The following is a 13,744-nucleotide window of genomic DNA, read 5'->3' as shown; positions in this document are numbered from 1 at the left end:
GTCTTACTGTAACAGAGAGCTGGTGGTTGGTGTGAACCAGTACAGGGATAATCATGAATTACAGTCTTGGAGCATCTTTTTCGTAATAAAGATAGTTTTTCTTTATGAGGAAAAAGCGGTCAATTGATCGTTAACAGTGAAGAGAGGTAGACGGAAAGTTAGTCTACAACTAGGGTGGTACCGCGATAAATATCGTCCCTACTGATTTATTCAGTAGGGACTTTTTGTATTTTAGTGGTCCAACTTGAAAATTAAATAGTCATGCATTGAAAGGAAAAGCAGTAGTTGTTGTTTCCCTGTAACAGAGAGCTGGTGGTTGGTGCGAACCAGTACATAAACAAGAGCGAATTACAGTCCTAGAGCATCTTTTTCGTAGTAAAGATAGTATTGTCTTTATGAAGGGAAAGACGGTCAGATGATCGTTAACAATGAAGAGAGGTAGACGAAAGAAGTCTACAACTAGGGTGGTACCGCGATAAATATCGTCCCTACTGATTGGATCAGTAGGGCTTTTTTGTACAAAAAAGTGGATTTTTAACTAGTAGTTTATGTCTGTGTACGAATTATTAGTTTAAAATAAGAAGAGGTATCGATTCCACTATAAATTTGTATAATTAGTCAGTTCAGAAAATAGAGAATTTTTTATTCTCTTACTATACTTTTAAAACATTAGAGGAGGATTTCCAAATGGCAAATCATGAATTAGATCAATTACGTAAACAGGTAGATGAAATTAACTTACAACTATTACACCTTTTAAACAAACGTGGTGAAATTGTTCAAAAAATTGGAGAGCAAAAGCAAGTACAAGGCACGAAACGCTTTGATCCAGTACGTGAGCGTGAAGTACTTGATATGATCGCAGAGCATAACGAAGGACCATTCGAAACATCAACAGTTCAACATATTTTCAAAACGATTTTCAAAGCAAGCTTAGAGTTACAAGAAGATGATAACCGTAAAGCGTTACTAGTATCACGTAAAAAGAAACAAGAAAATACAATCGTTGATGTAAAAGGTGAATTGATTGGAAACGGAACACAAACGTTCATCATGGGACCTTGTGCAGTAGAAAGTTTAGAACAAGTTCGTCAAGTAGGGCAAGCGATGAAAGACCAAGGCTTAAAATTAATGCGCGGTGGTGCATTCAAACCGAGAACTTCTCCATATGATTTCCAAGGTTTAGGAGTAGAAGGACTTCAAATTTTACGTCAAGTAGCAGACGAGTTTGACTTAGCAATTATTAGTGAAATTTTAAATCCGAACGATGTTGAAATGGCATTAGACTACGTTGATGTAATTCAAGTTGGCGCACGTAACATGCAAAACTTCGATTTATTACGAGCTGTAGGTAAAGTTAACAAACCAGTATTATTAAAACGTGGATTAGCAGCAACAATTGATGAGTTCATTAACGCAGCGGAATACATTATTGCGCAAGGTAACGATCAAATTATTCTTTGTGAGCGCGGTATCCGCACATACGAAAGAGCAACACGTAACACATTAGACATTTCTGCAGTACCAATTTTAAAGAAAGAAACACATTTACCAGTTATCGTTGATGTAACACATTCAACTGGACGCAGAGATTTATTATTACCAACAGCGAAAGCGGCACTTGCAATTGGCGCAGATGCAGTAATGGCTGAAGTTCATCCAGATCCAGCAGTTGCATTATCAGATTCTGCACAACAAATGGACATTCCAGAATTCCATAGATTCATGGATGAGTTAAAAGGTTTCAAAAATAAATTATCTTAATTCCATATCATATATGCGTTGAAGAGGAAACAGTAGTGCTTATCTCACTGTTAAAGAGAGCTGATGGTCGGTGTGAATCAGTACAAAGGTAAGCATGAATTACAGCCTTGGAGCATCTTTCCCGACAACTTTTGGAGGGGAAGACGGTCAAACGATCGTTAAAGAAGAAGAGAGGTAGACGAAAGAAGTCTACAACTAGGGTGGTACCGCGATAAACATCGTCCCTACTGAGCGCTCAGTAGGGACTTTTTTGTACAAAAAAATAGTAAAGGGGCAAGAGAAATGAGATACATTACAGCTGGAGAATCACATGGACCGCAGTTAACAGTTATTTTAGAAGGTGTACCAGCAGGTTTGACACTTACGGCGGAACATATTAATAAAGAATTATTAAGAAGACAAAAAGGCCATGGACGCGGAAGACGTATGCAAATTGAAACAGATACAGTTGAAATTGTAAGTGGTGTTCGTCACGGGATGACACTTGGATCACCGATTACGTTAATTGTAAAAAATGATGATTTCAAACATTGGACGAAAGTAATGGGTGCAGAGCCAATTTCGGAAAAAGAAAGTAAAGACATGAAACGTACAATTACAAAACCACGTCCCGGACATGCAGATTTAAATGGAGCAATTAAATATGGTCATCGTGATATAAGAAACGTATTAGAGCGGTCATCTGCAAGAGAAACGACAGTTCGTGTAGCTGCTGGAGCAGTTGCAAAACAAATTTTAAGCGAATTAGGCGTGGAAATTGCAGGACATGTTCTTGAAATTGGTGGAGTAAAAGCAAAACATATTTCAAACTTATCAATTGAAGAAATTCAAACAATTACTGAAAACTCACCAGTTCGATGTTTAGATAAAGAAGTAGAGCAAGAAATGATGAATGCGATTGACAACGCAAAAAGTAGTGGAGATTCAATCGGTGGTATTGTGGAAGTCATTGCAGAAGGTATGCCGATTGGCGTCGGTAGTTACGTCCATTACGATCGTAAATTAGATGCAAAACTTGCTGGTGCAATTATGAGTATAAATGCATTTAAAGGTGCTGAAATCGGCGTAGGTTTTGAAGCGGCACGACAACCAGGAAGCAAAGTGCATGATGAAATTCTGTGGGATGAAGAAAAAGGATACACGAGAAGAACGAATAATGCCGGCGGTTTAGAAGGCGGTATGACAACAGGTATGCCAATTATCGTAAGAGGCGTGATGAAGCCAATTCCTACTTTATACAAACCGTTAGCAAGCGTTGATATTGATATGAAAGAAGCATTCCAAGCGAGTATTGAAAGATCTGATAGTTGCGCAGTACCAGCGGCGGGTGTAGTAGCTGAATCTGTTGTGGCATGGGAACTTGCAGATGCACTAGTCGAACAATTCGGAAAAGATCGTATGGAATTATTAAAACAAAACATTATGCAACACAATAACTACGCAAAAGAATTTTAATAAAAAGGTGGGTTTAACGTGCAAGTAAAAGATCAACTATCATCATTACAACCATATAAACCAGGTAAATCACCAGAACAAATGAAAGAAGTGTACGGAGATCATTCGTTTGTGAAATTAGCATCGAATGAAAATCCATTCGGCTGTTCGTCACGTGTTTTAGATGAGTTGCAAAAATCGTGGTTGGAACATGCTTTATATCCTGACGGAGGTGCTACAACGCTCCGTCAAACAATCGCAGATAAGTTACATGTGAAAATGGAACAAGTACTTTGTGGTAGTGGTTTAGATGAAATCATTCAAATAATAAGCCGCGCCGTATTACGAGCGGGAGATAACATTGTAACAGCAGGTGCAACATTCCCACAGTATCGTCATCATGCCATTATAGAAGGTTGCGAAGTGAAGGAAATTGCGTTAAATAACGGTGTATACGACTTAGAAGAAATTTCTTCAGTAGTAGATAACGATACAAAAATTGTATGGATTTGTAACCCGAACAATCCAACAGGCACATATGTGAATGACCGAAAATTGACTCAATTCATTGAAGGTATTAGTGAAAATACGTTAATTGTCATTGATGAAGCGTACTATGAATACGTAACAGCAAAAGATTTCCCAGAGACATTACCGCTTTTAGAAAAACATAAAAATATTCTTGTACTTAGAACATTTTCTAAAGCGTACGGATTAGCTTCTTTCCGCGTTGGATATGCGGTTGGACAGGAAGAGTTAATCGAAAAATTAAATGTCGTTCGTTTGCCATTTAACGTATCTTCATTAGCGCAAAAAGCAGCGACGATTGCTTTTGGTGATGACGAGTTTATTGAAGAAATAGTTCGTGTGAATATAGAAGGATTACAACAATACGAGAGCTTTTGTAGGGAAAATGATATTCCATTTTATCCATCGCAAACAAATTTCATCTTCTTGCCAGTTGAGAATGCTGGAGAGATTTATGAAGCTTGTGCACACGCAGGATTTATTATTCGTCCGTTCCCGAATGGTATCCGTATTACAGTCGGAACAAGGGAGCAAAATGAAGGGGTGATTTCAGTGTTACAACAACACTTTGAAAATAAAAAAAGAAAGTCTCGAGATGAGGAAAATGCGTAAAAAGGTAGTATTAATTGGAACTGGTTTAATCGGAGGCTCTCTCGCATTAGCAATTAAGAAAGAGCACGATGTAACGATAACAGGTTATGATATATTTCAAGAACAGGTAGAGCGTGCAAAAGAATTACACGTAGTAGATGAAATAGCAGTTGATTTACAGCTTGCATGTGAAAAGGCACATTTAATTGTTTTTGCTTCTCCAGTTGAAGAAACGAAGAAGCTATTACACAAACTTGCGTCATTCCGTTTACGAGAAGATGTTATAGTGACTGATGTTGGTAGTACAAAAGGCACGATTATGAATGAAGCAGAAACTTTATTTTCAAAGGAAGTATCTTTCATTGGTGGACATCCAATGGCAGGTTCTCATAAAACGGGAGTTGAAAGTGCAAAAGCGCATTTATTTGAAAATGCATTTTACATTTTAACACCGATGCATCATGTGCCAAATGAACATGTGGAAGAGTTAAAAGATTGGTTAAAAGGAACGGGGTCACATTTCCTTGTTTTAAATACAGAAGAACATGATTATGTAACAGGGATCGTTAGTCATTTCCCGCACCTTATCGCAGCAGGTTTAGTGAAGCAAGTAGAGAAACATGCAGGAGATAATCCGCTCATTCATCAGCTAGCTGCTGGAGGGTTTAAAGACATTACACGTATCGCATCTAGTAGTCCGAAAATGTGGAGTGATATTGTAAAGCAAAATCGTGAGCATTTAATGGTATTATTAAAAGAGTGGATCTCTGAAATGGAAGATTTATATAAAACAGTTTCTACCGGAGATGCATGCGAGATTCAAAACTATTTTGCAGATGCGAAAGAATACCGTGATTCTTTACCAGTAAGAAAGAGAGGGGCAATTCCTGCCTATCACGACTTATACGTCGATGTATTAGATAAGGTGGGGGCATTGGCTCATATTACGAGTATTTTGGCGCGCGAGGAAATTAGTATTACGAACTTGCAAATATTAGAAGCGCGTGAAGGACTGCTTGGGGTATTACGTATTAGCTTCCAAAGGGAAGAAGATCGTATGAAAGCAAAACTAGCGCTTGGAGAAGAAGAATACCAAACTTATGAAACAATTTAAATGAGAAGGTGAAAAACGTGAAAGAAAGAACAATACAACCTGTTAATAACGGATTGAATGGCAATATTACAATCCCAGGTGATAAATCCATTTCACACCGTGCTGTTATGTTCGGTTCTATTGCAGAAGGGAAAACAACAATTAAAGGTTTCTTGCCCGGTGCAGACTGTTTAAGTACGATTTCATGTTTTAAAGAAATGGGAGTAGAAATTACGCAAAACGGTGATGAGGTTACTGTAGTTGGTAAAGGATTAGAAGGTTTACAAGAACCGAAAGCTGTATTAGATGTTGGTAATTCTGGTACAACAATCCGATTAATGTCAGGTATATTAGCTAACACACCATTTTTCTCTTGCGTACAAGGTGATGAATCTATCGCAAAAAGACCGATGAAGCGTGTAACAAACCCATTAAAACAAATGGGCGCAAACATAGACGGCCGAGAAGAAGGAACATTTACACCGTTAACAATACGTGGCGGAGATTTAAAAGCAATTGAATATATTTCTCCTGTTGCAAGTGCACAAGTAAAGTCAGCTATTTTACTTGCAGGTCTTCGTGCAGAAGGTGTAACAGCTGTTACAGAACCACATATTTCCCGCGACCATACGGAAAGAATGCTTGAAGCATTTGGTGTTAAAGTAACTCGCGAAGGGAAAACAGTGAAGCTGTCAGGTGGACAAAAATTAACAGCAACAGACATTCAAGTGCCAGGTGACGTATCATCAGCAGCATTTTTCTTAGTAGCAGGTGCAATCATCCCAAATAGTAAACTAGTATTACAAAATGTAGGGATGAATCCAACCCGTACCGGTATTATTGATGTTTTAGAAAAAATGGGTGCTATGTTCACTGTAGATCTAATTAACGAAGGGGCATCGGAACCAGCTGCAAATATTACAATCGAAACATCTTCATTAAAAGGAATTGAAATTGGCGGAGATATTATCCCTAGATTAATCGATGAGATTCCTGTAATCGCATTAGCGGCAACGCAAGCAGAAGGAATTACAGTAATTAAAGATGCACACGAATTAAAAGTAAAAGAAACAAACCGTATTGATACAGTCGTTGCTGAATTAACGAAACTAGGAGCTCGCATAGAAGCAACTGATGACGGTATGATCATTTACGGAAAATCAGCTCTAAAAGGCAATACAGTAAATAGTTATGGTGATCACCGTATCGGAATGATGCTTGCAATTGCTGGTTGCCTGGCAGAAGGAAAAACAATTATTGAAGATGCAGAAGCAGTAGGTGTATCATATCCTGCATTCTTCGAAGAACTTCAAAAGTTAGCTAAATAAAGTGAAACTTTAATCAGTGGGGGGGCTTCATCCCCCACTGATTATTAGTTGAACCAATCGGACTTTTACGGGCAGTTGATCCCCTACCTAAATTCTTTGCTTTCGCTGAATTTTGAGGTGGGGGTCTTACTGCCCGTTAAAGCGGGATAAAGTAATGAGAAGCAGATACAGGATGTATCTGCTTTTTTATATTGAATTTGTGTCGTTAAGTCATTATAATTTCATTCACCGCACTGTAATATTTTAAATTATGGTACAATTCAAATAAAGGAGGGGGGAGAAACATATGAACGTTATACGATTAAAAGAAGATAAATTTAGAGAAGCACTACGCTTATCAGAATACGCTTTTCAATATAAAGTAGAAGAAGAACGAATGCAGCAACAACTTACAAAAATGAAGGAAAGTCATGAAGTATACGGTATTATGGAAGGTGAGGACTTAGCTGCAAAACTACACCTCATCCCGTTTCATATTTACATAGGTAAAGAAAAATTTAAAATGGGTGGCGTTGCAGGAGTAGCGACGTATCCAGAGTACAGAAGAAGTGGGTATGTAAAAGAGCTACTTCAACATTCACTTCAAAAAATGAAAAAAGATGGCTTTACAGTCTCTATGTTACACCCATTTGCTGTTACATTTTACCGTAAATACGGCTGGGAACTTTGTGCGAATCTTCTCGTATGTCATTTGACAAAGAGTGATTTAGTTATGAAAAAACAAGTGAATGGTACTGTGAAACGTTTCAATAAAGAAAATCACCCAGAAGAGGTCGAGAAGCTTTATGAAACATTTGCAGAACGTTTTTCTGGTATGCTAGTTCGCAATGAAAAATGGTGGTTACAAGCTGTTTATGAGGATTTAACATTAGCAATTTATTACGATGAAAATAAAACTGCAGCCGGCTATATGTTATATAAAATAGAAAACTATAAAATGACAGTAGATGAATTTGTTCCACTGCATAATGAAGCACGAAATGGTCTATGGAATTTTATTTGCCAGCATGATTCTATGATTAAAGAGCTTGAAATGACAGTAAGTGAAAACGAACAGTTGTTATATACATTGCAAGAACCACGTGTGAAAACAGAAATAAAACCATATTTTATGGGAAGAATTGTAGATGTAGAGCAGTTCTTAAAACAGTATGAGTTAAACTGGAACAATGTACAACAAGAAGTCATTTTACATATTACAGATTCATTTGCACCGTGGAATAATGTATCGGTGAGACTTGCAAATTATGAAATAGCAATTATAGAAGAACCAATGGATAAAGGGATCAACCTAGATATAAATGCACTATCTACAATACTGCTTGGATACAAACGCCCATTAGAACTAAATGAATTAGAATTAATTAGCGGAAGCGAAGAGGAAATACGGGCATTTGAGAATGTAGTACCAGTGCGCAAGCCGTTTATTTATGATTTCTTTTAATTTGCATATAAGATGGAGTTGTTTCGAACAAAATTTTGGGATAGCTCCATCTCATTGTATTAATTTTTGTCGGTAAGTTGATATATCCTGAAAATCGCTGATATAATTTTATTCACATACAAGAGAATAGAATCGCAACTATACGTTGTCACGCACTTGACTTTTATTCCCTGTAATTTATAATTAAAAACGGAATGAATTTTCATTCCTGAAAATAGAGGTGGAAAAAATGGCTAAAAACAAACAAGAGGATATTTTTGATGCTGCGATGCAACTTTTTGCAGAGCGTGGTTACGATGGTACGACAATTCCAATGATCGCTGAAAAAGCAAATGTCGGTGCGGGTACTATTTATCGCTATTTTGAAAATAAAGAGGCGCTTGTTAACTCATTATTTTCAAAAAGTATGTTACAGCTTTCTGAAATGATAAAAACGGATTTTCCTGTTGAAGCAAATATTCGTGAACAGTTTAGTCATACGTATAACCGTTTATTTGAATTTGCGAGAAACAATGTGGATGCTTTTTTATTTACAAATTCTCACTGTGATAGTTATTTTCTTGATGAGCAGAGTAAGAAAATATTTGACGATTTTATAGGCTTCTTTATGAATATTATTGAAGATGGAATCGCAAAAGGTTTGCTTCGTCCATTGCCTCCAGTTGCTTTAATTATTATTGTATATCAACCGTTAGAAAAATTAACGAAAGTAATTGCAACAGGGCAATTAGAATACTCGAAAGAGTTAGTAAAAGAATTGGAAGAAAGCTCTTGGAACGCTATTAGAATCATTTGATTCTATAGCTTTATAAGGACAGGAATGAATATTCATTCCTAAATAGAATTAAAAAATGAGAGTAGGAGAGGGTATTTGTGCAACTAAAGGAATGAATATTCATTCCGGAAAGACTAGTTTAATAGAGTTTACAAATAATGTAATAGAATAATAGGAATGAATATTCATTCCGTAACTAACGTAAATTTTAATCGCGGGAGATGATGCAAATGAGCAAGCTGAAAAATTGGAGAAGTTTATCTTTTCTATTATGGATAGTTATTACCATTACAATGATCGTAACGATGCCTAATATGGATAAATTAGTGAAAGAAAAAGGGCACATTACGATTCCTAATACAGAACAAAGTAGTATTGCTGACAAAATGATAAAAGAAATGGATAAAGACGGGACAGAAAAGTATGACATTATAGTTGTTTTTAATAGTGACAGTAAAACAGCTTTAACGACTGAGCAAAAAGAGGAAATAATAAAAACAATCAACGCTTTGCAAAATGAAAAAGAACAATTAGGAATTAAAGAAGTTGTTTCACATTTAGATAATAAAGAATTAGAGAAACAATTAGTTTCTAAAGATAATACGACTATTTTAACGCAAATATCGATAGATAAAAAGCATGGTGAAATATCGAAAGTTACAAATAACCTTCATAATAAAGTGAAAACGAAAGGGGTAACAACGTACTTAACAGGAAGTGATTTAATAGCAGGAGATTTCCTTACATCTTCTCAAGAGGGAGTGAAAAAGACTGAAGTTATTTCAATCATTTTCATTCTTGTAATATTAATCATTGTATTCCGTTCACCTATTGTTCCAATTGTTTCTCTTCTTACTGTTGGGGTATCATATTTAGTTTCAATGGGGATTATTGCTCATTTAGTAGATCAATTTAATTTTCCATTTTCTAACTTTACACAAGTGTTTGTTGTTGTTGTCCTGTTTGGGGTTGGAACAGACTATAACATTTTATTATTTACGAGATTTAAAGAAGAATTAAGTAAACAAGAAAACGCATTTTTGGCTACGAAAGAAACATTTAAATCGGCAGGGAAAACCGTTTTATATAGCGGGATAGCAGTACTAATTGGTTTTGCATCTCTTGCTTTAGCGAGTTTTAAACTATATCAATCTACTTCAGCGGTAGCAATTGGTGTCGCAGTTTTATTACTAGTATTAACTACGTTAAATCCGTTTTTTATGGTGCTTTTAGGAAAAGGGATGTTTTATCCCGTTAAAACATTTAAAGGTCATGAAGACAGTCGTCTATGGGGATTCTTTGCGAAAAACTCAGTAGTGAGACCATTTGTAGCTTTAATTATTGTATTCGTGATATCAATTCCTTTTATATTAAAATATTCTAATACACTTAATTACAACGATTTATTTGAAGTAGACAATAAATATGAGTCGAAAATGGGGATTAACGTAATAGAAGAACATTTTCCACCTGGTTTTTCTTCACCAAGTACGTTAGTCATTCAATCGAATAACAAGTTAGATGAGGCGAGTTCGCTTCAAACTTTAGATGAACTAACTGATAAGATTTTGAAAGTAAAAGGTGTTTCAGAAGTATATTCACCGACACGTCCAACTGGTGATAGGATTAAAGAACTATATATAAATAAACAAGCGGGTGAACTAAATACAGGTTTAGGAGATGCCAATGGTGGTATAAAGGAAATTAATGATGGATTAACTACTGCGAAAGATAAGATGGGTAATAAGGACTCAAATAGTCTTGCGAACGTTCAAAAGTTAATTGATGGAACAAATGAAGCGAAAAGTGGTGTATCAGCATTAGGAACAGCTTTAAATCAACTATCCAATGGCATAAATGACGGAGCACAAGGTGCGCGGCAAATTGAGAGTGGGTTAACTTCAGTAAATGAAAATATAAGTGTATTATCTCAAGCAACTTCACAACTTCATGCTGGCTATACACAGTTAGAAAAAGGTTTAAGTTCTTACGATCAATACTTCGGAAGTATTTCTCAAGCGATTGACGGTGCGAAGAAAGGTTATGAACAAATTGAAATGTTAATGACCAATTTCATTCAAACGAAACCAGAATTAGCAAATGATCCTAACATTCTGCAGACGATAGGAATTGCTAAAGAGGCTCAAAAGCAATTAGGTGGGCTTTCAAATGAATTAAATAAATTGAAAGCGCAGCATAATGCGGCGATGGGATCATTTAAAGAAGCGAATCAATCGTTATTGAAAGTGGATAATGGCTTAAAAGAAATGAACAATGGAGTTACTAAGTTACAAAAAGGAGCAGCTGATCTTAAAAATGGATTAAATGAAGGTGCTTCAGGTTCAAAACAAATTGCGAACAAGTCATCTGAGTTACAAACCGGATTAACGAAAATAAACGATGGGCAAGGTCAGCTATTAACCGGACTGAAAGACTTGCAAGAACAGATGGGTCAATTACAATCCGGACTAACTAAAAGTACAGAAGGCCTTGAAAAGGTAAGTAATGGCCTAGGGGATGCTCAGAAATATTTAGGAGAACTGAACGAATCAAAAAGCTCTGAGAAATTCTATATTCCAAAAGAAGTTTTGGAGGGAGAAGATTTCCAAAAAGCTTTGAATACGTACATGTCACATGATAGAAAGACTGCTAAAATGACAATCATTTTAGACGTAAATCCGTATTCAAAAGAAGCGATGCCAATTATTCAAGAAATCAATAACACAATAGATGGTACTTTGAAGGGGTCGGAATTAAATCATGCGAAAACAGCAATCGGAGGAACGACAGCTAGAAACGTTGATTTAAAAGAAGTAACTGGGCAAGATTTCTTACGTACAGCTACAATTATGTTAATTGGAATTGCGATTGTATTAATTGTGATTACACGTTCATTATTAAACACCATCTTTATTATTGGATCGTTACTATTAGCTTACTTTGCATCATTAGGGATAAGTGAACAAATTAGTACGCATATTTTACATGTAGATTCATTAAGCTGGAATGTTCCATTCTTTAGTTTCATAATGATTGTCGCTTTAGGAGTGGATTATAGTATTTTTGTAATGATGAGATACAATGAGTTAGAAGGGGACCCAGCGACGAAAATTGTAACTGCTTCTCGTCATATCGGAGGAGTCGTATTATCAGCGGCACTTATTTTAGGTGGTACATTTGCTGCATTAATCCCTTCAGGTGTATTAACGCTTATACAAGTAGCATCCGTAGTTGGCGTTGCACTTCTTCTATTAGCTTTAATTGTGATGCCGATATTATTACCGGCGTTAATAGGGTTAACGAGTAAAATGAAGAATTATGCAAAGAAATTAAGTGAAAGAAAATAAAAGAATCCCCTTTTAAAAGTAACTGTTTCAGTTATGGGAGAGAACATATAAAATAACACACAAATTAGGGATGTAAATCACATATGATTTAGCATCCCTTTTTTAATTGTTATTGCATTGTTTAAGTACTTTTATATAGTTAAATTGCAAAGGAAGAGAAAAAGAAAACAGTAAAAACACCAGCGCAACGATTGGGGATTACTGACAAAGTATTTGATTTAAAAAATATAATTTACTTTAGATAGTTCACTCAAATAATGGTGGACTATCTTTTTTAAAAGGTAAATGGAAATTTATGTTAAAATAATGATAGAGATTGTGAAAAAATGTTCTTAAACTAACGGTCAGGTTACTTTAAGAAGGATTTTTCAAAGGAAATGTTGAATATCGTATTTTGAAGGAGTGATTGCAGTGGAGTAAGTAATTTTTTAAATCTTGGTTAAATACTTTGAAGGAAGGGATTTATAAATATGAATACAAAACTAATAATAGTAGAAGGTTTACCTGGATTCGGAAAATCGACCACTGCAAAGCTAATAAATGAAATTCTAAGCCAAAATATAATTGAAGTTGAACTATTTTTAGAGGGGAATTTGAATCACCCCGCCGACTATGATGGTGTATCTTGTTTTAATAAATTTGAATTCGATAGATTAGTATCTAACAGTGGAGATTTTAAAGAAGTGCTTCTTAAAAGAGTTTTAAAAAAAGGAAGCAATTATTTATTACCATACAGAAAGATAAAAAATGAGTTTGGTGACCAGTTTTCGGACCAATTATGTAATGATATTTTTAAAAACGATATATATGAATTACCATTCGATAAAAATGTTGAATTAATTGCTGACAAATGGAATGACTTTGCTGAAATTGCTCTAGAAGATAATAAGGTTTATATTTTTGAATGTTGTTTCATACAAAATCCATTAACAATTGGGATGATTAAATACGGTGAACAAAAAGAAAAAATAATAAATTATGTAATGAAAGTTGCAAAAATCATAGAGAATTTAAATCCAATGTTATTCTATGTAGAACAAGATGATCTTGAATTTTCATTTAGGAAGGCATTAAAAGAAAGAAATCCAGAATGGTCCACAGGAATTGTCGACTATTATACGAACCAAGGCTATGGGAAAGAACATAACCATTCAGGGGTAGAAGGAGCGATAAAAGTTCTTGAAGCTAGAAGGAATTTAGAGTTAGAAATATTCGATATGTTAAAAATGAAAAAAGAAAAAATCAATAATACAAAATATGAAATTGACTCATATAGGTCAATGTTAAAAGATAAGTTAACAATACAAATGGTGAAATAGCTTTTTACACTACCTGGTGCTTTAGTTGGAGAAGGAAATGAAAACGCTCAGAATATTTTCTGAGCGTTTTAGTTTGCTATTTATAATGCGAAATGCATACAAATTATTGTGTTATTTCAAT

Annotated in this window: 9 protein-coding genes and 3 other annotated features (1 of these 12 only partly in view); all 9 genes read left to right on the top strand. The window is 35.3% G+C overall.

What is annotated here, in order from left to right:
• Positions 1 to 203 (top strand) — a binding site (T-box leader); it begins 33 nt to the left of the window's first position.
• A gap of 54 nt (positions 204 to 257) precedes the next feature.
• Positions 258 to 493, top strand: a binding site (T-box leader).
• A 194-nt stretch (positions 494 to 687) separates the two neighbouring features.
• Positions 688 to 1,764, top strand: a complete 1,077-nt coding sequence (locus tag ACTFR3_RS02245; RefSeq protein WP_001273575.1) for a bifunctional 3-deoxy-7-phosphoheptulonate synthase/chorismate mutase — start codon at positions 688 to 690, stop codon at positions 1,762 to 1,764.
• A 9-nt stretch (positions 1,765 to 1,773) separates the two neighbouring features.
• Positions 1,774 to 1,993, top strand: a binding site (T-box leader).
• 53 nt (positions 1,994 to 2,046) lie between these two features.
• Positions 2,047 to 3,219: a chorismate synthase gene (aroC, locus tag ACTFR3_RS02240; RefSeq protein WP_440044119.1), complete on the top strand. Its 1,173-nt coding sequence runs from the start codon at positions 2,047 to 2,049 to the stop codon at positions 3,217 to 3,219.
• Positions 3,220 to 3,237: 18 nt separating this feature from the next.
• Complete coding sequence (hisC, locus tag ACTFR3_RS02235; RefSeq protein WP_440044117.1) at positions 3,238 to 4,338, top strand: histidinol-phosphate transaminase; 1,101 nt, start codon at positions 3,238 to 3,240, stop codon at positions 4,336 to 4,338.
• Entirely contained in the window at positions 4,331 to 5,431 is a 1,101-nt protein-coding gene (gene tyrA, locus ACTFR3_RS02230) for a prephenate dehydrogenase (protein ID WP_001228140.1), read from the top strand. Before hisC ends, tyrA begins: the two co-directional genes overlap by 8 nt.
• 17 nt (positions 5,432 to 5,448) lie before the next feature.
• Complete coding sequence (aroA, locus tag ACTFR3_RS02225; RefSeq protein ID WP_440041245.1) at positions 5,449 to 6,738, top strand: 3-phosphoshikimate 1-carboxyvinyltransferase; 1,290 nt, start codon at positions 5,449 to 5,451, stop codon at positions 6,736 to 6,738.
• A gap of 286 nt (positions 6,739 to 7,024) precedes the next feature.
• On the top strand, positions 7,025 to 8,182 hold the full coding sequence (locus ACTFR3_RS02220) for a GNAT family N-acetyltransferase (protein ID WP_440041246.1): 1,158 nt from the start codon (positions 7,025 to 7,027) through the stop codon (positions 8,180 to 8,182).
• A 229-nt stretch (positions 8,183 to 8,411) separates the two neighbouring features.
• Positions 8,412 to 8,978 (top strand): TetR/AcrR family transcriptional regulator, encoded by a 567-nt coding sequence (locus tag ACTFR3_RS02215; protein WP_001107309.1) that lies wholly within the window; start codon positions 8,412 to 8,414, stop codon positions 8,976 to 8,978.
• A gap of 209 nt (positions 8,979 to 9,187) precedes the next feature.
• Positions 9,188 to 12,304 (top strand): MMPL family transporter, encoded by a 3,117-nt coding sequence (locus tag ACTFR3_RS02210; protein WP_119683563.1) that lies wholly within the window; start codon positions 9,188 to 9,190, stop codon positions 12,302 to 12,304.
• Positions 12,305 to 12,774: 470 nt separating this feature from the next.
• Positions 12,775 to 13,623: a hypothetical protein gene (locus ACTFR3_RS02205; protein WP_098214057.1), complete on the top strand. Its 849-nt coding sequence runs from the start codon at positions 12,775 to 12,777 to the stop codon at positions 13,621 to 13,623.
• Positions 13,624 to 13,744: the final 121 nt, after the last annotated feature.

The sequence above is a fragment of the Bacillus cereus group sp. MYBK14-1 genome, assembly GCF_051916885.1.
Lineage (GTDB): Bacteria > Bacillota > Bacilli > Bacillales > Bacillaceae_G > Bacillus_A > Bacillus_A cereus.
The sequence above is the reverse complement of the archived record's forward strand: the minus strand, read 5'-3'. Positions and strand labels throughout refer to the sequence as shown.